The organism is Nonomuraea sp. NPDC049725 (assembly GCF_040674795.1).
Taxonomy (GTDB): domain Bacteria; phylum Actinomycetota; class Actinomycetes; order Streptosporangiales; family Streptosporangiaceae; genus Nonomuraea; species Nonomuraea ceibae.
This window is the reverse complement of record NZ_JBFANJ010000001.1, coordinates 623,066-641,826: the sequence shown is the minus strand read 5'-3', so window position 1 is coordinate 641,826 and position 18,761 is coordinate 623,066. Positions and strand designations below refer to the sequence as shown.

At 72.7% G+C, this 18,761-nt stretch carries 20 protein-coding genes and 1 riboswitch; of the genes, 11 read left to right on the top strand and 9 right to left on the bottom strand.

What is annotated here, in order from left to right; translation table 11 throughout:
- Window positions 1-831: a hypothetical protein gene (locus AB0J53_RS03310; RefSeq protein ID WP_364168237.1), complete on the bottom strand. Its 831-nt coding sequence runs from the start codon at window positions 829-831 to the stop codon at window positions 1-3.
- Between the two features lie 202 nt (window positions 832-1,033).
- Here AB0J53_RS03310 and AB0J53_RS03305 point away from each other — a divergent pair, with 202 nt between their 5' ends.
- Genes AB0J53_RS03305 through katG form a run of 3 tightly spaced genes read left to right on the top strand, consistent with a single transcriptional unit; the run spans window position 1,034 to window position 5,110 of the window.
- Entirely contained in the window at window positions 1,034-2,383 is a 1,350-nt protein-coding gene (locus tag AB0J53_RS03305; RefSeq protein WP_364168235.1) for an FAD-dependent monooxygenase, read from the top strand.
- Window positions 2,384-2,434: 51 nt separating this feature from the next.
- Window positions 2,435-2,854 carry a Fur family transcriptional regulator gene (locus tag AB0J53_RS03300; protein WP_357591772.1) on the top strand — a complete coding sequence of 140 codons (420 nt, stop codon included), beginning with the start codon at window positions 2,435-2,437 and terminating at the stop codon, window positions 2,852-2,854.
- A 24-nt stretch (window positions 2,855-2,878) separates the two neighbouring features.
- On the top strand, window positions 2,879-5,110 hold the full coding sequence (gene katG, locus AB0J53_RS03295; protein ID WP_219498811.1) for a catalase/peroxidase HPI: 2,232 nt from the start codon (window positions 2,879-2,881) through the stop codon (window positions 5,108-5,110).
- A gap of 58 nt (window positions 5,111-5,168) precedes the next feature.
- Here katG and AB0J53_RS03290 read toward each other — a convergent pair whose 3' ends face one another.
- Window positions 5,169-6,425: a hypothetical protein gene (locus AB0J53_RS03290; RefSeq protein ID WP_364168233.1), complete on the bottom strand. Its 1,257-nt coding sequence runs from the start codon at window positions 6,423-6,425 to the stop codon at window positions 5,169-5,171.
- A gap of 144 nt (window positions 6,426-6,569) precedes the next feature.
- Between AB0J53_RS03290 and AB0J53_RS03285 the strand changes: the two genes are divergently transcribed.
- The 3 genes from AB0J53_RS03285 to AB0J53_RS03275 all read left to right on the top strand — a co-directional run bounded on the left by AB0J53_RS03285 (window position 6,570) and on the right by AB0J53_RS03275 (window position 9,936).
- Window positions 6,570-7,976, top strand: a complete 1,407-nt coding sequence (locus AB0J53_RS03285) for an MFS transporter (RefSeq protein ID WP_364168231.1) — start codon at window positions 6,570-6,572, stop codon at window positions 7,974-7,976.
- Window positions 7,977-7,986: 10 nt separating this feature from the next.
- Window positions 7,987-8,838 (top strand): DUF72 domain-containing protein, encoded by an 852-nt coding sequence (locus tag AB0J53_RS03280; RefSeq protein ID WP_364168229.1) that lies wholly within the window; start codon window positions 7,987-7,989, stop codon window positions 8,836-8,838.
- Between the two features lie 66 nt (window positions 8,839-8,904).
- On the top strand, window positions 8,905-9,936 hold the full coding sequence (locus AB0J53_RS03275; RefSeq protein WP_219498822.1) for an NAD(P)-dependent alcohol dehydrogenase: 1,032 nt from the start codon (window positions 8,905-8,907) through the stop codon (window positions 9,934-9,936).
- Here the strand turns inward: AB0J53_RS03275 and thiC are convergent.
- The 3 genes from thiC to AB0J53_RS03260 form a co-directional block, all read right to left on the bottom strand.
- Window positions 9,923-11,413 (bottom strand): phosphomethylpyrimidine synthase ThiC, encoded by a 1,491-nt coding sequence (gene thiC / locus AB0J53_RS03270; RefSeq protein ID WP_219498825.1) that lies wholly within the window; start codon window positions 11,411-11,413, stop codon window positions 9,923-9,925. The genes AB0J53_RS03275 and thiC overlap by 14 nt on opposite strands.
- A riboswitch (TPP riboswitch) is annotated at window positions 11,405-11,517 on the bottom strand. It overlaps the preceding gene by 9 nt.
- A gap of 64 nt (window positions 11,518-11,581) precedes the next feature.
- Window positions 11,582-12,544: a hypothetical protein gene (locus tag AB0J53_RS03265; protein WP_364168228.1), complete on the bottom strand. Its 963-nt coding sequence runs from the start codon at window positions 12,542-12,544 to the stop codon at window positions 11,582-11,584.
- Window positions 12,545-13,025: 481 nt separating this feature from the next.
- A complete protein-coding gene (locus AB0J53_RS03260; protein WP_364168226.1) occupies window positions 13,026-13,196 on the bottom strand; it encodes a hypothetical protein in 171 nt (56 codons plus the stop codon).
- 57 nt (window positions 13,197-13,253) lie between these two features.
- On the opposite strand from AB0J53_RS03260, the gene AB0J53_RS03255 reads away from it, so the two are divergent.
- From AB0J53_RS03255 to AB0J53_RS03240, 4 genes are all read left to right on the top strand, one after another.
- Entirely contained in the window at window positions 13,254-13,427 is a 174-nt protein-coding gene (locus AB0J53_RS03255; protein ID WP_364168224.1) for a hypothetical protein, read from the top strand.
- 51 nt (window positions 13,428-13,478) lie between these two features.
- Window positions 13,479-14,447, top strand: coding sequence for an AraC family transcriptional regulator (locus tag AB0J53_RS03250; RefSeq protein WP_219498829.1), 969 nt, complete (start codon window positions 13,479-13,481; stop codon window positions 14,445-14,447).
- 73 nt (window positions 14,448-14,520) lie between these two features.
- A complete protein-coding gene (locus AB0J53_RS03245) occupies window positions 14,521-15,741 on the top strand; it encodes a styrene monooxygenase/indole monooxygenase family protein (protein WP_364168222.1) in 1,221 nt (406 codons plus the stop codon).
- Window positions 15,738-16,229 carry a flavin reductase family protein gene (locus tag AB0J53_RS03240; RefSeq protein ID WP_357591750.1) on the top strand — a complete coding sequence of 164 codons (492 nt, stop codon included), beginning with the start codon at window positions 15,738-15,740 and terminating at the stop codon, window positions 16,227-16,229. The genes AB0J53_RS03245 and AB0J53_RS03240 overlap by 4 nt, the downstream gene beginning before the upstream one ends.
- Window positions 16,230-16,233: 4 nt before the next feature.
- On the opposite strand, the gene AB0J53_RS03235 is transcribed toward AB0J53_RS03240, so the two are convergent.
- The gene (locus tag AB0J53_RS03235; RefSeq protein ID WP_219498838.1) at window positions 16,234-16,416 is read right to left on the bottom strand and encodes a hypothetical protein; all 183 of its coding nucleotides are present in this window, start codon (window positions 16,414-16,416) and stop codon (window positions 16,234-16,236) included.
- 31 nt (window positions 16,417-16,447) lie between these two features.
- On the bottom strand, window positions 16,448-16,912 hold the full coding sequence (locus tag AB0J53_RS03230) for a MarR family winged helix-turn-helix transcriptional regulator (protein ID WP_364168220.1): 465 nt from the start codon (window positions 16,910-16,912) through the stop codon (window positions 16,448-16,450).
- A 54-nt stretch (window positions 16,913-16,966) separates the two neighbouring features.
- Here AB0J53_RS03230 and pip point away from each other — a divergent pair, with 54 nt between their 5' ends.
- Window positions 16,967-17,914, top strand: a complete 948-nt coding sequence (gene pip, locus AB0J53_RS03225; RefSeq protein ID WP_219498859.1) for a prolyl aminopeptidase — start codon at window positions 16,967-16,969, stop codon at window positions 17,912-17,914.
- On the opposite strand, the gene AB0J53_RS03220 is transcribed toward pip, so the two are convergent.
- Both AB0J53_RS03220 and AB0J53_RS03215 read right to left on the bottom strand, forming a co-directional pair.
- Window positions 17,911-18,150 carry a hypothetical protein gene (locus AB0J53_RS03220; protein WP_219498861.1) on the bottom strand — a complete coding sequence of 80 codons (240 nt, stop codon included), beginning with the start codon at window positions 18,148-18,150 and terminating at the stop codon, window positions 17,911-17,913. The genes pip and AB0J53_RS03220 overlap by 4 nt on opposite strands.
- Before the next feature lie 44 nt (window positions 18,151-18,194).
- A complete protein-coding gene (locus AB0J53_RS03215) occupies window positions 18,195-18,704 on the bottom strand; it encodes a VOC family protein (protein WP_364168218.1) in 510 nt (169 codons plus the stop codon).
- Window positions 18,705-18,761 lie beyond the last annotated feature (57 nt).

Genomic DNA, 18,761 nt, shown 5'->3' with positions numbered 1-18,761 from the left:
TCAGGTGTTGCCCGAGTCCTCGGGGATGGGGGTGTTCTCGTCGCGGGTGTACTTCAGCAGGGCGGCCTCGGTGATGACCTCGTCGGCGGGCGGGGCGGTGACGGCGAGGCGGAACCCCCAGCCGGTGTAGCGTGTGTCGCTCCGCTTGACCAGGGGGTTCTTGCCCGTCCCGGCGGTGTCGTTGGTGACCAGGCGCTTGAGCAGCCCGTCGCGGCCCGTCCAGAGCTGCCAGGAGACCTTGCCCTTGCTCCGGGCGGTGATGGCCTTGCCGGACGACCAGTTGACCAGCGTGCCCTTGGTGTTCCGGCGCAGCTCCGCGTAACTCATCGTGCCCCGGTAGAGGCGCCCGCCGGGGACGGCCTTGCTCGTCGAGCACTTCAGCAGGGCCTTCACCAGGGCCGGGTCGTACACGTCGATGGGCTGGAGACTGGCGTCCCCGGCCAGGTCGCGGCCGAAGCGGCCCCGGTGGTGGTCGGGGTAGATGATCCAGTTCTTGCCGGACGGGACGGGGCCGGACACGTGGCTGCGGCTGACGTACACGTCCTTGCGGACGCGGATCACCCGGTGGGACCTGGACTCGCCGAGGTCGCGCCAGGACAGGTCGGCGGCCACCGGGCCCGACGGGGAGAGCTGGACGCGGCCGGTGATCCGGGTCCCGGCAGGCTTGGCCTTCGTGCCGAAGGAGTAGCGGGTGGTCTCGGTGACGCGGACGCCGTGCTCGTGCCGGAGCTGCCGCTTGAGCGCGCTCGCCGGATCGGGGGCGGCCTGGGCGGGGGCGACGGGGACGAAGGCGATCAGGAGGGCGGCGGCGAGGGTGACCCGTCGTCTCATGGAATCGGTCCTTGCTCGGGGGCGCTGTGAAGGCGGTCCCCAAGGGTATCGCGCGGCTTTCCGCCTGTCCCGTCCGAAAAGAGCGGGTCCGAAAGAGCGGGTCCGGAAAGAGCGGGTCCGAAAAGGGCGCGTCCGGTGATAGCGGGTTCGTCCTGCGGTTTAGGGGTGGGGTGGCGGACGGGCGGCGGTCATCGTGGGTGTCATGAGGCATGCCGTCGTCATCGGAGCCAGCGTCTCCGGCCTGCTGGCCGCCGCCGCGCTGAGCAGGATCGCCGAGCGGGTCACCGTGCTCGACAGGGACCGGCTGCCGGGGGAGGACGTGCACCGGCGCGGCACGGCGCAGAGCCGGCACGCGCACGGCCTGCTGGCGCGCGGGCTGGAGGTGATGGAGCTGCTGCTTCCCGGCCTGACGGTGGAGCTGATGGAGCGGGGGGCGTTCGGCGGGGACCTGCAGGCGGACTGCCGGTGGATCAACGAGGGGCGGCGGCTGGCTCCGGCGCCGGGCCGCATGCCGGGGCTGCTGGTGAGCCGGCTGCTGCTGGAGGGGCAGATCCGGCGGCGGGTGAGCGCGCTGCCGGGGGTGGAGGTGGCCGGGGAGAGCCAGGTGGCCGACCTGACGCACAGCGGCGACTGGGTGACGGGGGTGCGGCTCGTCTCGGGGGAGACGGTCAGCGCGGGCCTGGTGGTGGACGCGTCGGGGCGGGGCTCGCGGATGCCGGCGTGGCTGGGGCAGCTCGGGTTCCCGGCGCCCGCCGAGGAGCGGGTGGAGATCGACCTGACGTACACGACGCGGGTGTTCCGCCGCAGGCCCGACGACCTGGCCGGGGACCCGGTGGTGATCATGGCGGCGACCAGGGCGGTGCCGCGCGCCGGGGTGGCGCTGGCGATGGAGGGCGACCGGTGGATCGTCACCATCGGCGGCTACGGCGACGCGCCGCCCGCCGACCTCGACAGCTTCGTCGCGTACGCGAGGTCGCTGCCCGCGCCCGACATTCACGAGCTGGTCTCCCGGGCGGAGCCGCTGGACGAGGGGACCCACCACCGGACCCCGGCCAGCGTGCGGCGGCGGTACGAGCGGCTGCCCCGCTTCCCGCGCGGGCTGGCGGTCGTGGGTGACGCGGTGTGCGCGTTCAACCCGATCTACGGCCAGGGCATGAGCGTGGCCGCCGTGGAGGCGCTGCGGCTGGGCGAGTGGGCCAGGCGCGACCGGCCCGCCCGCGAGCTGTTCCGGTCGATCGCCCGGGTCGTCGACGCGCCGTGGGACATCGTGGCCGCCAACGATCTGCGCCTGCCCGGGGTGCGCGGCCGGCGCACCGCGAAGATCAAGCTGGTGAACGCCTATCTGGAGCGCTTCCACCGCGCCGCCGAGCACGACACCGAGCTCGGCCGGCGCTTCCTGCGGGTGGCCAACCTCCTCGATCCGCCGTCGGCGCTCCTGCGTCCGGCGTGCCTTTTCCGCGTGTTACGCGGGGGCTCGGACGTGGTGCGCGGCGATACTGGAGACGCGGTGCCGGCGGGGGAGCCGAGCTATCCGGCGCGGCACCAAAATTAAACGATTCGTTATCTTGTACCGTTCGCCTTTGCGTAGGTAAGTTTGGCGGCCATGACCGCACCGACCATCGCCGAGGAGCTGCGCGGGGCCGGCCTGCGGGTGACCGCCGCCCGCGTCGCCATGCTCCAGACCGTCCGGGACGGTGACCACCTCGGCGTCGAGGCGATCGCGTCCGGGGTGCGTGACCGTGTGGGACACATCTCCCTGCAGGCCGTGTACGAGGCGCTGCACGCCCTCACCGCGGCCGGGCTCGTACGCCGGATCGAGCCCGCCGGCAGCGCCGCCCGCTACGAGGGCCGCGTGGGCGACAACCACCACCACATCGTCTGCCGGTCGTGCGGCGCCGTCGCCGACGTCGACTGCGCGGTCGGCCACGCGCCGTGCCTGAGCGCGGCCGACGACCACGGCTTCGCGATCGACGAGGCCGAGGTCATCTACTGGGGCCTGTGCCCCCGATGTTCCAGCTCCTGAGCAAGAAAATCCCGGAAGGATTCCATGTCCGAGAACCATGATGCAATCGTCACCGACCCGAAGACGGAGGCAACGGGAGGCTGCCCGGTCGCGCACGATCGCGCCCCGCACCCCACCCAGGGCGGCGGCAACCGCCAGTGGTGGCCGGAGCGGCTCAACCTGAGGATTCTCGCCAAGAACCCGGTCGTGGCCAACCCGTTCGGCGGGGACTTCGACTACGCCGAGGAGTTCAAGAGCCTCGACCTGGCGGCCGTGAAGCGGGACATCGCCGAGGTGCTGACGACCTCGCAGGACTGGTGGCCCGCCGACTTCGGCCACTACGGCCCGTTCATCATCCGGATGGCCTGGCACAGCGCGGGCACGTACCGGATCAGCGACGGCCGCGGCGGCGCCGGGGCCGGCCAGCAGCGCTTCGCGCCCCTCAACAGCTGGCCCGACAACGCCAACCTTGACAAGGCCCGCCGCCTGCTGTGGCCGGTCAAGAAGAAGTACGGCCGCAAGCTCTCCTGGGCCGACCTGCTGGTCCTGTCCGGCAACGTGGCGCTGGAGTCGATGGGCTTCCAGACGTTCGGCTTCGCCGGCGGCCGCGAGGACGTGTGGGAGGCCGACGAGGACGTCTACTGGGGCCCCGAGTCCACCTGGCTCGGCGACCAGCGCTACAGCGGCGACCGCGAGCTGGAGAACCCGCTGGCCGCCGTCCAGATGGGCCTCATCTACGTCAACCCCGAAGGCCCGAACGGCAACCCCGACCCGCTCGCCGCGGCCCGCGACATCCGCGAGACGTTCCGCCGGATGGCGATGAACGACGAGGAGACGGCCGCCCTGATCGTCGGCGGTCACACGTTCGGCAAGACGCACGGCGCCGGCCCGTCCGACCACGTCGGCCCCGACCCCGAGGCCGCCTCGATCGAGGAGCAGGGCCTCGGCTGGCGCAACAGCTTCGGCACCGGCAAGGGCGGCGACACGATCACCAGCGGCCTTGAGGGCATCTGGACCAACACCCCGACTACCTGGGACAACAGCTTCCTGGAGATCCTGTACGGGTACGAGTGGGAGCTGTTCAAGAGCCCGGCGGGGGCCCACCAGTGGCGGCCGAAGGACGGCGCCGGCGAGGGCACCGTGCCCGACGCGCACGACCCGTCGAAGAGCCACGCCCCGACGATGCTGACCACCGACCTTTCGCTGCGCTACGACCCGATCTACGAGCAGATCACCCGGCGCTGGCTGGAGCACCCCGACGAGCTGGCCGACGCCTTCGCCCGCGCGTGGTTCAAGCTGACCCACCGCGACATGGGCCCGGTCGCCCGCTACCTCGGCCCGGAGGTCCCGTCCGAGGTGCTGCTGTGGCAGGACCCGCTGCCCGCGGTGACGCACGAGCTCGTCGACGCCGCCGACGTGGCCGCGCTCAAGGAGCAGGTGCTGGCCTCGGGCCTGTCGGTGTCGGAGCTGGTGTCCACCGCGTGGGCGTCGGCCTCGTCGTTCCGCGGCAGCGACAAGCGCGGCGGCGCCAACGGCGCGCGCATCCGCCTCCAGCCGCAGATCGGGTGGGAGGTCAACGACCCCGACCGGCTCGCGACCGCGCTCGGCACCCTGGAGGGCATCCAGAAGGCGTTCAACGGCGCCCAGACCGGCGGCAAGCAGATCTCGCTCGCCGACCTGATCGTGCTCGCCGGCTGCGCGGGCGTCGAGAAGGCCGCCAAGGACGCCGGTTTCGCCGTCCAGGTCCCGTTCACGCCGGGCCGGGTGGACGCCTCCCAGGAGGAGACCGACACCGAGTCGTTCGCCGCCCTGGAGCCGACCGCCGACGGGTTCCGCAACTACCTGGGCAAGGGCAACCGCCTCCCGGCCGAATACCTGCTCATCGACCGGGCCAACCTGCTCACGCTGAGCGCCCCCGAGATGACGGTCCTGGTCGGCGGCCTGCGCGTGCTGGGCGCCAACTACCAGCGCTCGCAGCTCGGCGTCTTCACCACGACGCCCGGCGTGCTGACCAACGACTTCTTCGTCAACCTGCTCGACCTGGGCACGACCTGGAAGGCGACGTCCGGCGACGCGACCACGTTCGAGGGGCGCGACGCCGCCACGGGCGAGGTCAAGTGGACCGGCAGTCGCGCTGACCTGGTGTTCGGCTCCGACTCCGAGCTTCGTGCCGTCGCCGAGGTCTACGCCAGCGACGACGCCAAGGAGAAGTTCGTGACGGACTTCGTCGCGGCCTGGAACAAGGTCATGAACCTGGACCGGTTCGACCTGGCCTAGTCACACCTGGCCTAGTCACAGCGTCAGGGCCGGTCCGCGCCGGACCGGCCCTGATCCGTCACCGCCTCGGCCTGAAGTGGTGCTTCACCATGTAGGCGGTCACCTGCCTGCCGATCTTCGCACCGGCCACGTCGGCCGCGCGGGTGTGGATGCCGCCCCAGATCCGGGCCTCGGTGACCTCGGCCAGCGCGTGCGAGAAGCCGCGGAAGTGCCTGGTCGTGCCCGCGTCGTGGCTGAACCCGCTGAACGGGATGTCGTCGCGGCCGAAGAAGTGCGTCAGCGCCGACATGCCCGCCCCGCTGAAACACGTGTGCCCGGACGTGTAGTCCGGATGTGGCGGCGTGACCAGCAGCGGCGTCCAGCCGGGATCGGCCGCCGTCTCCGGGTTGCCGTCGCCGTCGGCCTCCCGGATCGCGGTGACCGGCCGCCAGAACGCCCACCGCGCCTTCTCGTTGTAGCAGGCGATCGTCGCGTCGGCCTCGGCCATGCCGACCATCGCGAACATCCGCGCCGTCCGCAGCGTGCTCAGCCGCTGCGTCGTCGCGAGCTGCCGCTTGATCTCCCACTCGGCCAGGTGCCGGTCGTGCCACCAGATCGCGGCCTGCGTCTGGTCGGCCGTGCGCAGCGTGCTGTCCTTGCCGCCGACGGCCTTGACCTCGTTGAAGTCGCGCGCGTACTGCTCGCTGGTCAGCGCCGGCGGGCCCGAGGTGCGGAACATCGACGGGCGCGGGAGCATGAACGGCTTCAGCTCGCCCACCCAGGCGCCGTCCGACCCGAAGCCGGGCGGCGTCGGCCGCCACCGGCCCGGCTCCGTCCCCGTCGGCCACGTCTGATCCCCGAACGCCCCGTCGTCCCGCCGCGCCGCCACCATCGCCGCGGCCGCCCGCGCCCCGATGGCGATCCCGCGCCGCTTGGCCGCCCCGTCGGGGACCGCCGCCAGCGACTCGCCGTACTGCGACTCCAGCCTCTCCCGCTGCTCCGGGAACAGCGCCCGCAGCACGCCGAACGCCGCCGACGCCACGGCCGCCTCCGTCGACGCGCTCCCGCCGGCCTTCGGCGCCACCAGATACGGCTCGTACGGGCTGCCGGCGATCGCGTTCACCGCGTCGTAGACGGCGCCGTGCACCATGGCGAAGCTGCGCGCCTGCACCTGCGGCTGCTGCCTGGCCACCTCCCAGATCGCCGTCTCGGCGTTCCTGTCCCACACGATGACGGCGTTCTCCGGCGCTCGCGCCTCGGCCGCGCTCGCGCCGGGCGCCCCGGCCACGACGACGAACGCCACCACTGCCCCGACGGTCTTGCGTAATGCGGACATGCAAGCAACGTACCTCTCCGAAGATCGCCCAGATAGGGGGCGCCTTCGACCGAGGGTGGAGGGTTCGCCCACCGGGCTTGCTGGTGGGCGGGGGCGCTGGGCGCGGGAAGTCTCCGGGGCCGGTGCAACGACACGCTTGAAGCCATGACTTCAACGGACGACGCGGTCGAGGCCGCGTCCTGGCGGGAACTGCTGGGCCCGCGCCATCTGGGTTCGGCGCTGGTGCTGGCGGGCGGCGTGCTCGTCGGCGCGATCAACATCTACCTGGCCTCCAGCCTGCTGCCCACGGCGGTGGCCGACATCGGGGGCGCCGGCTTCTACGCCTGGAACATGACGTTCTACCTCGTCGCCATGGTGATCGCGACGATGCTGGTCAGCCGGGTGCTGGCCCGGTGGGGGAACGTGGGCGCCTACCTGATGGGGTTCGGCGTGTTCGTGGCGGGGTCGCTGGCGTGCGCGGTGAGCCCGGCGATGCCGGTGCTGCTGGCTGGGCGGGGCGTGCAGGGGCTGGGGGCGGGGCTGCTGTCCGGCCTGGGGTTCGCGGTGATCCACTCGGCGCTGCCGCGCCGGTTGTGGACGCGCGGAAACGCGCTGATGTCGGCGATGTACGGGGTCGGCAACTTCGCGGGTCCGGCGCTCGGGGGGCTGTTCGCGCAGTTCGGGTCCTGGCGGCTGGCGTTCGTGGCGATGGCGGTGATCGGGGCGGTGTGCGCTGGGATCGTGCCCCGGGTGGTGCCGCGCGGTGAGCGCGGGGGAGGGCGGACGCCGGTGCCGGTGGTGTCGCTGGTGCTGGTGACGGCCGCCACGGTGGCCGTGAGCCTGGCGGGGGTGCTGCCCGGGACGGTGGCGATGGCGGCCGGGGTCGCGGTGGCGCTGCTGCTGGTCGGCGGGTTCGTGGCGCATGAGCGGCGCAGCGGGAGGCGGGTGTTCCCCCGGACGACCTACACGGCGGGGTCGGCGCTGAAGTGGGTGTATCTGACGATCGGGCTGCTGACGTTCGGCGTGGCGGTCGAGACGTTCGTCCCGCTGTTCGCGCAGCGGCTGGGCGGGCTGCCTCCGGTGACGGCGGGGCTGCTGGGTGCGGCGGTCTCGCTCGGCTGGTCGCTGACGCAGCTCGGCAGCGCCTCGGCGGCAGGCGGGCGCGCGGTGCGGCGGCTGTGCGTGCTGGGGCCGCTGGTCCTGGCGCTGGGCTTCCTCGCGCAGGGCCTGCTGCTGAGGGACGCGGCGCCGGGCTGGCTGATGCTGGTGTGGGCTCCGGTGCTGGTCGTGGCGGGTTCGGGGATCGGGCTGGCGTATCCGCATCTGTCGGTGGCGGCGATGTCGAGCACGTCGGATCCGGCGGAGGGCCGTCAGGCGGCTGCCGCGATCGCCACGGTGACGAGCCTGTCGATCGCGTTCGGCACGGCGGTGGCCGGGGTGTTGCTCAACGCCGGGGGCGCGTCGATGCTGACCTCGGCCCGGTACGTGCTGTTCGGGTTCGCGCTCGTCTGCGCGGTGGGCGCCGTCACGGCCCGCGCCGCGAACCGGCGGGCCGGTGCGGAGACCCGATAGCGTCGGGTGCATGCGGCTTCATGTGGGTTGTGCGATGTGGACGCACGCGCCGTGGCAGGGTCGGTTCCTCCCCCATCCGCTCGCGCAGGGCGAGCGGCTGCGGGCGTACGCGACGTGGTGCAACGCGGTCGAGGGCAACACGACGTTCTACGCGACGCCGTCACGGAGCACGGTGGAGACGTGGGCGGCCCAGACCGATCCGGGGTTCCGGTTCGTGGTGAAGCTGCCGAAGGCGATCACGCACGAGCGCCGCCTGACGGGGGCGCAGGAGGAGCTGGGGGCGTTCCTGCACGCGATGGAGCCGCTGGGGCCCCGGGTGCACGCGCTGTGGGTGCAGGTGCCGGGGTCGTTCGGGCCGGGTGACCTGGGCGCGCTGGCCGCGTTCCTCCGCAGGCTGCCCGCGGGCCTGCGCTCGGCGGTCGAGGTGCGGCATCGGGCGTTCTTCGAGGACGAGCGGGCCGTGGGGCAACTGGAGCGGGTGCTGGCGGGGGCGGGCGCGGAGTGGGTGCCGTTCGACACCACGACGCTGTTCGGCAGCCCGCCGACCAGCGACGCCGAGCGGGACGCGTGGACGAAGAAGCCGCGCGTCCCGCGCCGGGCGCGGGCGCTGACGGACCGGCCGATCGTCCGCTACCTGGGCAGGGACGACGTGGACCGGACGGTGGCGGGCTGGCAGGGCTGGGTCGGCACGGTGGCCGGGTGGCTGCGGGAGGGCCGTTCGCCGACGGTGTTCGTGCACACGCCGGACAACGCCGAGGCGCTGCCGCTCGCCCGGCGCTTCCACGACGAGGTACGGGCCCGCGTCCCGGGGCTGGAGCCGTTGCCCGAGCCGATGCCCGCCGAGCCGCCGACGCTGTTCTGAGCTCGGGATTTCGGCCGCCCGGAACGTGGCATGTACCGGGGGAGGGCTCGGGAAGCGAGGAGAGGCATGAAAGCTGTCCAGTTGGCCGGCCAGGGGAGCATGCCCGAGGTCGTGACGGTGCCCGACCCCGAGCCGGCTCCCGGTGAGGTGCTGCTCCGGGTCAGGGCGTCCGGGATGTGCCATTCGGACATCGCGGTGATCGAGAACCCGCTGCTCGTCGGGGGCAGCCTGCCGCTGATCCTCGGCCACGAGGGCGCGGGCACGGTGGCGGCGCTCGGCGACGGGGTGACGGGCGTCGAGGTGGGCCAGGACGTGGTGGTGTACGGGCCGTGGGGGTGCGGCACCTGCCGCAACTGCTCCAGGGGCGCGGAGAACTACTGCACCCGGGCCCAGGACCTCGCCATCAAGCCGCCCGGCCTGGGCGCTCCCGGCGCCATGGCCGAGTACATGATCGTCGACGACGTCCGTCACCTGGTCCCGGTGGAGGGGCTGGACCTGGCGCAGGCGGCGCCGCTGACCGACGCGGGGCTCACGCCCTACCACGCGATCAAGCGGAGCCTGGCCAAGCTGGTGCCGGGCAGCACGGCGGTGGTCATCGGGACGGGCGGGCTGGGCCACATGGCGGTCCAGATCCTGCGGGCGATGAGCGCGACGCGGGTGATCGCGCTCGACATCAGCGAGGAGAAGCTGGAGCTGGCCAGGGAGATCGGCGCGCACGAGACCGTGATCTCCGACGAGGCCGCCGCCGGCCGGGTGCGGGAGCTGACCGGCGGGCTGGGCGCCGACCTGGTGCTGGACTTCGTCGGCATCCAGCCCACGGTGACGCTGGCGGGCGCGTGCGCGGGGGTGTGCTCGGACGTGACGATCGTCGGGGTGGCCGACGGCCGCCTGCCCGTCGGGTTCGGCAGCGGCCCGTACGAGATGGCGGTGTCGGTCCCCTACTGGGGCGGCCGGGACGAGCTCATCGAGGTGCTGGCGCTGGCCCGGTCGGGCGCCATCGGCGTGCGCGTGGAGCCGCACTCGCTCGACGAGGCGCCGCGCACGTACCAGCGCCTGCACGACAACGAGATCGTCGGCCGGGCCGTCATCGTCCCGTGAGGTCCCGCAGCTCGTGGCTGATCCGCATCGAGCAGAACCGGGGCCCGCACATCGAGCAGAAGTGCGCGTTCTTGGCGGGCTCGGCGGGCAGCGTCTCGTCGTGGAACGCCCGCGCGGTGGCCGGGTCGAGCGACAGGTCGAACTGGTCCTCCCAGCGGAACTCGAACCGGGCGTCCGACAGCGCGTCGTCCCACGCCTGGGCCTGCGGGTGGCCCTTGGCGAGGTCGGCGGCGTGCGCGGCGATCTTGTACGTGATCACGCCGGTCTTGACGTCGTCCCTGTTGGGCAGGCCGAGGTGCTCCTTGGGCGTGACGTAGCAGAGCATCGCGGTGCCGTACCAGCCGATCATGGCGGCGCCGATGCCCGAGGTGATGTGGTCGTAGCCGGGCGCGATGTCGGTGACCAGCGGGCCGAGCGTGTAGAAGGGGGCGTCGTCGCAGATCTCGCGCTGGAGGTCGACGTTCTCCTTGATCTTGTGCATGGGCACGTGGCCGGGGCCCTCGATCATCACCTGGACGTCGTGGTCGCGGGCGATCCTGGTCAGCTCGCCCAGCGTGCGCAGCTCGGCGAACTGGGCCTCGTCGTTGGCGTCGGCGATCGAGCCGGGGCGCAGGCCGTCGCCCAGCGAGAACGACACGTCGTAGGCGGCGAAGATCTCGCACATGTCGGCGAAGCGCTCGTACAGGAAGCTCTCGCGCCCGTGGGCCACGCACCAGGCGGCCATGATCGAGCCGCCCCGGGAGACGATGCCGGTCTTGCGCCCGGCGGTCAGCGGGACGAACGCGCGGCGCACGCCGGCGTGCACGGTCATGTAGTCGACGCCCTGCTCGCACTGCTCGATCAGCGTCTCGCGGAACACCTCCCACGACAGCTCGGCCGCCTGCCCGCCGACCTTCTCCAGCGCCTGGTAGAGCGGCACGGTGCCGACCGGGACGGGGGAGTTGCGGATGATCCGCTCGCGGGTGGCGTGGATGTCGCGGCCGGTCGACAGGTCCATGATCGTGTCGGCGCCCCACCGGGTGGCCCAGGTCATCTTCTCGACCTCCTCGGCGATCGAGGAGGTGACCGCCGAGTTGCCGATGTTGGCGTTGATCTTCACGAGGAAGTTGCGGCCGATGATCATCGGTTCGGACTCGGGGTGGTTGACGTTGGCGGGGATGATGGCCCGGCCCGCGGCGACCTCCTGCCGGACGAACTCCGGCTCGACGCCCTCCCGGACCGCCACGAACTCCATCTCGGGCGTGATCGTCCCGGCCCGCGCGCAGCCCACCTGCGTGACGGGCCCGCCGGCGCGGGCCCGGATCCACTCCGCGCGCCTCGGCGCCAGCCCCCGGGCCAGGTCGACGGTGACCTCCGGGTCGGTGTACGGGCCCGAGGTGTCGTAGAGGCGGACGCGCTCGCCGTTGGACAGTCTGATCTCGCGCATCGGCACGCGGAGATCCCCGGTGTAGACCTTGGAAAAACGCGCGTCGCTCATCGCGCAACTCCCTTCGCCGGCATTACCCGGAGCAGGTTCTGGCGGTCGGCGGCTGGGCAGCCGTCCTCTCAGCCCGGTCGCACCGGGCTCCCGCGTTGGACCCGGTCAACGTAACCCGGCGAAGAAAGTCATGCAAGATCGGCCGAATTAGTGGCGGCCGTTTATGGCTCAGTCGAGGCCGAGTTCGCGGCGGGCGCGGGCATAGCGGCGACCGGGGGTGAGCGAGCCGGCCGACCAGGGCAGGATCTCCGGGACGCGGCGGCCGGCGTTCATGAGCAGGCTCTGGGCGCGCGCGTGGTGGCCCCCGTAGTAGAAGGCGGCGCCGAACAGGTGCATCGCCTCCACGGACCGGGGGTGCGGCCGGGGCCTGGCGTGCCAGGTGTCGACGGCGTCGATCAGCTCCTCGGCCACGTACGGGTCGCGGAAGTGCGCTTCGAGCACCTCCTGGGCGTCGCGGCCCGAGGCGGCGATCTCGCTCCAGGCGACCTCGAAATGGGCCAGCGGCAGCATCGCGGTGACGAGGTCGCCGGGGCCTGCGGTGGCCGCGGCGGTGCGGGCGAAGGCCAGCACCTCCTCGTCGGAGCCGTGCCACTTGCCGCACAGCGCCTGGGCGCGGGTGTAGTGCCCGGCGAACAGGCGGGGCGCGCGGCTGGTCAGCTCCTCCCACAGGCGGTCCAGCTCGTCCCGGTCGCCCAGGCCCATGGCCTGCCACTGCAGGACGTCCCACGGCACCGGGTCTCCGGGGTCCGCCTCGGCGGCCCGGCGCAGCGGCTCGGCGGCGGTGGCGAGCTGCTCGTGGAAGCGGCCGGTGAGGTCGTCGCGCAGCTCCCAGGCGTGCTGCACCCGGGCCGCGCCCAGCCACAGCAGCGCGTCGGGATCGTCGCCGGCCAGCCGCTCCAGCGCGTCGAGGTGCGCCTCGGCGGCCGTGGCGAGCTCGGTGACGCGCAGGGCACGCAGCTCGTGGTCGTCGCGGGCCTGCCTGATCAGGTCCAGGCCGCGCTCCAGCCGCCCGGCGCGGACGCGGCGCAGGGCGACGTCCAGCGCGGGGTCGTGCCACGCCCTGCCCACCTGCATGCGGGAGGTCTTCTCCAGGACGAACGCGGCGGCGCGAAACACCTTGACCGGGATCACGGCTGATGAATATCGCGAAGTGTCGTGCCGGCGCAATGAGAAATACGCCATGTCGGATCATTGAGCTTATTAAGCTGCGGTTATATGGCACGACAATTGCTCTGGCCATTTTCAGCTTATCTCGGTGAGGCCCGGAGGTATCCCGATGTGCGGTGAACCGCTGATGCCGGCTCCGGTGGCCGCCGCACTCGACGAGTACCGGAGGCTGCGCGACAGGCACGGGCCGTGCTGGGGCGAGGAGCCGCTGGCGTACGTGACCCAGGCCCGGGCCACGGTCTTCCTCGACCGGCGCCACGACTACTGGGGCCCGGCGCTGCGCCAGCTCGCCGAGCGCTTCCCGGGCACGAGCTGCGGGCCGTCACCCGGGTGGCCTTCGGCGAGTTCCGCACGGCGCTGCTGCCCGACTCCGCGCCACCGCCTCCGCCCCGCCCGGCTGGGAGCGGGTGTACGCGCGCGTCGACGGCCCGCTGACCGCCGAGTCCTACGCCGAGGCGATCCTGCTCGGCCGCACGTTCGCCACCACCGGGCCGTGGCTGGAGCTCACGGTGAACGGCGAGGGGCCCGGCGCCACGCTGGACGTCGCGCCGGGGGAGCGGGTGGAGATCGCGGTGACCTCGATCGGGCCCGAGGTCGAGACGCTGGAGATCCGCACCGCCGACGGGGTGCTCGCGCAGGGCCCGCCCGGCACACCAGCCCGGTCTGCCTGGACGTGGCCGGCGGGCACGTGGCCCGGCAGGCGGACGTGCGCTGGTGCCTGGCCTGGCTGGACCGGCTGGCCGAGGTGGTGCGCGAGTTCGGCCGATTCGACACCGAGGAGCAGTACGGCGACCACCTCGACCTGTACGAACGCGCCAGGAAGGTGTATCGGAGCCGGCTCCCCTGATCTGTGCATTTTTGCCTGGAACGCTGCCGCAGATCATGTCGATGATCGGGCATGGACGGTGTTCTGCTCGGCAACAGCCCGCTGTTCGCCAGCTCGGATCTCGACGAGGTGCGGGAGCAGGTCGGACGGGTGTTCTGCCCGCACCGGCTGGACGTGACCGGCGACGCCGGGCTGCTGGCCGCCCGCTTCAACTCCGCGCAGCTCGGCTCCGTGCGCGTCAGCTACCTCGACTACGGCGCCGAGGTGCGCATCGAGCCGGGCGAGCTGGAGTCGTTCTACCTGGTGCAGATCCCGATCGCCGGGCGCAGCCTGATCCGGTGCGGCGGCCAGGAGATCGTCTCGACGCCGGGGCTGGCCTCGCTGCCGTCGCCGACCGAGCGCCTGGACATGCGCTGGGGCGCGGGCTGCCCGCAGCTCATCGTCAAGTTCGACCGGCAGGCCGTGGAAGGCGCGGTCGAGCAGTTGCTCGGCGAGCCGGTCGCCGAGCCGGTGGTGTTCGACCTGGGCGTGGACCTGACCGGCGCGTGGGGGCAGGGCTGGCGGGCGATGGCCGGGCTGCTCGTCGGCGCCGCCGAGACCGGAGGCGCGCAGCCGCTGGCCGCCGCCCATCTGGAGAACGCCCTGCTGTTCAGCCTCGTCACCACGCAGCCGTCCAACTACCTGGGCCGGCTGATCGCGCCCCGGCCCGCGGCGGTGCCCAAGGTGGTGCGCCGGGCGATGGCGTTCATCGACGAGCACGCCCACCTGCCGATCACCACCGGCGACGTGGCGCGGGCCGTGGCCGTGAGCGTCCGTTCGCTCCAGGAGGGCTTCCGCGCCCACCTCGGGATCACCCCGATGGCGCACCTGCGCGACGTGCGGATGGCCCGGGTGCACGCCGAGCTGCTGGCGGGAGACCCGGCCCGGTGCACGGTGACCACGGTCGCCGCCCGGTGGGGCTTCCTCCACCAGGGCCGCTTCGCCGCCGCCTACCGCGACAGGTACGGCCGCGCGCCCTCGGCCACGCTGCGGCTGAGCTGACTCCGCGTCCAGCGGACGGGATCCGCGCTCAGCGGATGGCTCGGCCGGGGGGCCGGAAAATACCGTTCCCGGTATGCGAAAGATTCTGATCGTCGGCGCCGGGCAGTCTGGACTGCACCTGGCGCTCGGGCTGCTGAAGAACGGTTACGACGTCACCGTGGTCTCCAACCGGACCCCGGACGACATCCGCGACGGCCGGGTCATGTCGAGCCAGGCCATGTTCGGCACCACGCTGGGTCATGAGCGCGCGCTCGGCCTGGACCACTGGCCGCACTGCCCGCCCATCGACGGCATCCGGTTCGCCGTCGCGGGGCCCGACGGCGGCCAGGCGATCGGCTGGGCGGCCCGGCTGCGCGAGCCCGCCCGCAGCGTCGACCAGCGGGTCAAGATGCCCGCCTGGCTGGCCGAGGTCGAGGAGCTGGGCGGCCGGGTCGAGATCCGCGACGTGACGCCCGCCGACCTGGAGACCTACGCCGCCACGCACGACCTGGTCCTGGTGGCCGCCGGCAAGGGCAAGATCGCTTCGCTGTTCGAGCGGGACGCCGCCAGGTCCCCCTACGACGCGCCGCAGCGGGCGCTCGCGCTCACCTACGTCACCGGCCTGGCGCCCAGGCCAGAGCACTCGGCGGTGTGCTTCAACGTGATCCCGGGCGTGGGCGAGTACTTCGTCTTCCCCGCGCTGACCGTGACCGGCCCGTGCGAGATCATGGTGTTCGAGGGCGTCCCCGGCGGCCCGATGGACTGCTGGGGCGAGGTGCGCACCCCCGCCGAGCACCTGGCCACGAGCCGGTCGATCCTGGAGACGTTCCTGCCGTGGGAGGCCGCCCGGTGCGACGGGATCGAGCTGACCGACGCGATGGGCACGCTGACCGGCCGGTTCGCGCCGACCGTGCGGCGGCCGGTCGCGCTGCTGCCCACCGGCGCCCCGGTGCTGGGCGTCGCCGACGTGGTGACGCTCAACGACCCCATCACCGGCCAGGGCGCGGGCAACGCGGCCCGGTGCGCCGCCGCCTACCTCCAGGCGATCCTGGAGCACGGCGACCGGCCGTTCGACCAGGCGTGGATGGAGCGTACGTTCGAGCGGTTCTGGGAGCAGGCGCGTCACGTCACCGACTGGACCAACGCGCTGCTCGCCCCGCCCCCGCCGCACGTGCTGGAGATCCTGGGCGCGGCCGGGTCGCTGCCCGAGGTGGCCTCGCGCTTCGTCAACGGCTTCGACGACCCGACGGACTTCGCCGAGTGGTTCATGGACCCGGACAGCGCCCGGCGCTATCTGGCCGAGGTGTCGTCGTGAGGGCGCTGCGTGACGCGCTCGGCCGCTACGCCACCGGGGTGGCCGTGGTGACCACCGCCCTGCCCGGCGAGCGCGCCGGGCTCACGGTGAACTCCTTCGCCTCGGTGTCGCTGGACCCGGCCCTGGTGCTGTGGTGCCTGTCGAGCCGGGCGCCGAGCGCGCCCGCGTTCCTGCGGGCCGGCCGGTTCGGGGTGAACGTGCTGGCCGCCGGACAGGAGGAGCTGTCGCGGCGGTTCAGCAGGCCGGCTCCGGACAAGTTCGACGGGGTGGCGACGCGGCTGACGCCCACGGGGCTGCCGGCGCTGGCGGGCGCGCTGGCGTTCTTCGCTTGTCGTACGGTGAGCGCGCAGGAGGCGGGCGACCATCTGGTGATGGTGGGGGAGGTCGAGCACTTCGAGTGGCAGGAGGGCGACCCGCTGGTCTTCCACGCGGGCCGCTATCGGGAGCTGTGCGCCAGGGACGGCGCGCTGGCGCGGATCGGCGCCTGACCGGTCAGACGGCGCACAGCTCCGGCTCGACGGGGGAGGGGTCGTCGAGCCCGTGGAGCAGGATCGCGGCCAGCTCGCGGCGCTGGACGCTGGTGAGCGTCATGGGGAGCACGATCGGCATCAGCTCGATCGCCCCGGCGGGCAGCTCCCGGACATGGCAGGGCAGGAGGGAGAAGGTGTGAACCACCCGCTCACTATCGCAGGCCCCACCGACAAGATCAGCCCGTTTTACCGGCCTCTGACGACAGGCGTTCGTGGAAGGGGCGGCGCCTGAGCGCGTCGGCGGCGGCCTGGAGGACGTCGGTGAGCGGCATGGGGAGCTCGGCGTCCAGGGTGCGCACGGCGCGCTCGGTGGCGGCCCACTCGGCCTCGATGGCGGGCAGCGCCCGGCGGGTCTGGTCGGTCAGGTGGACGATGCGGCGGCGGGCGTCGCTCCCCTTGGCGAGGGTGACCCAGCCGGCGCGGCGCATCTGCTCGACGGTCTGGCTGGCGGCGGAGTGGGTGACGCCGGTGGCCTCGGCGAGGTCGCGGATCGCCATCGGCCCGGCGGATGCCAGGGCGCGGACGGCGGGGGAGAAGCGCGGCCGGTATCCCTCCAGTCCCTGCTCGGCGTAGGTGGCGGCGATGGCGGAGTCCATCAGGTCGTGAAGGTGGCGCAGCAGCGTGCCGAGGCTCGCGGTCATGGGGCTAATATAACAGCGCTGTTAGATATGAGCCCCATCGGGAGGAGCGCGACCATGTATCCGCGAATTGACCCGTACGACCAGGGAATGCTCGACGTGGGCGACGGCAACCTCGTCCACTGGGAGGTGAGCGGCAACCCCGACGGCAAGCCCGCCGTCATCGTGCACGGCGGCCCGGGGTCCGGGGCCGGGCCGCGCTGGCGTGAATACTTCGACCCGGAGCGCTATCGGCTGGTCCTGTTCGACCAGCGCGGATGCGGGCGCAGCACGCCCGACGCCGCCGACCCTGACACCGACCTGTCCGTCAACACGACCGACCACCTGCTGGCCGACATGGAGCTGCTGCGCGAGCACCTGGGCATCGACCGCTGGCAGCTCTTCGGCGGCTCCTGGGGCACCACGCTGGGCCTGGCCTACGCCGTGCGCCACCCGGACCGGGTCACCGAGGTGATCATGTCAGGGGTCGCCACCACGCGCAGGCACGAGGTCGACTGGATCACCAGGGGCGTCGGGCGCTACTTCCCCGAGGAGTGGGAACGCTTCCGCGACGGCGTGCCGGAGAAGGACCGCGACGGCGACCTCGCCGACGCCTACGCGCGCCTGCTCGCCGACCCCGACCCGGCCGTGCGCGATCGTGCGGCCCGCGAGTGGTGCCGCTGGGAGGACTCCCACGTACGGGTGAACGCCGATCACAAGCCCGATCCGACGTTCGAGGACCCGGTGTTCCGGATGCGGTTCGTCCGGCTGGTGACCCACTACTGGCGCAACGCCGCCTGGCTGCCCGACGACGAGATCATCACCGGCGTCGAGCGCCTGGGGCACGTGCCCGGGGTCCTGGTGCACGGCCGGCTCGACATCAGCACGCCCCTCCAGACGGCCTGGGACCTGTCGCGGGCGTGGCCGGGCTGCGAGCTGATCGTGGTCGAGGGCGCGGGGCACTCCAACGCCTACGCGGGCGTCAGGGAGGCCCTGCTGGCCGCCACCGACCGGTTCGCCCGTTAACGGTCGTCGTCCTCGTCGACCAGGGTGTCGAGGGCGCGGGTGACGGCGTCGCCCAGCGGCCGGAACGCCTCGGTGAGGGCCTCGGCCAGTGGCGCGAAGATCTCGGTGACCTCGCGCAGGAGGTCGTCGCCCTTGTTCTCGGGAGGCGCCCAGCGCATCGCGTCGGCGCTCAGCGTCTCCCACTCGTCGACGACGCCGTCGATGGCGTCGAGCACGTGGTCGGGATCTCTCGGCATGACGTTCTCCAAGAGAAGGAAACTGGTCCTCCCACGGTAACCCGCTAGCCGGGGATCGACACCCCGACCCCGCCCCGGGTCTGCCCGCCGTATCGGGCCCGGTCGGCGGCCAGGTCCAGCGGCCGGATGCGGGACCGGGCCGCGAGCAGGGCCTCGTCGACGAACTCGGCGGGCACCAGCCAGGAGACCTCGAACTCCAGGCCGTCGGGGTCACGCGCGTACAGGGCCTTGGTGGTGGCGTGGTCGGAGGCGCCGACGAGCGCGCCGAGCTCGCTCAGCCTGGCGGAGATGCGCTCCAGCTCGTCGAGCGTGTCGACCTCCCACGCCAGGTGGTAGAGGCCGACGGCGGTGCGCCCGGCGGGTGACGGGCCGGCGTCCTGGCCGATCTGGAACAGGCCGAGGTCGTGGTCGTTGGTCGAGCCGGGCGCCTGGAGGAAGGCCGCGCCCGGCATGCCCATGACGACCTCGAAGCCGAGCGCCTCGCGGTAGAAGGCGACGCTGCGCTCGACGTCCCGGACGTACAGGACGGCGTGGTTGAGTCGCTGGACAGGCATGACGGGCCCCTTTCGTTCTGTTCAAATTTATATGAGGCGTCAACTAAGCCGACGCGA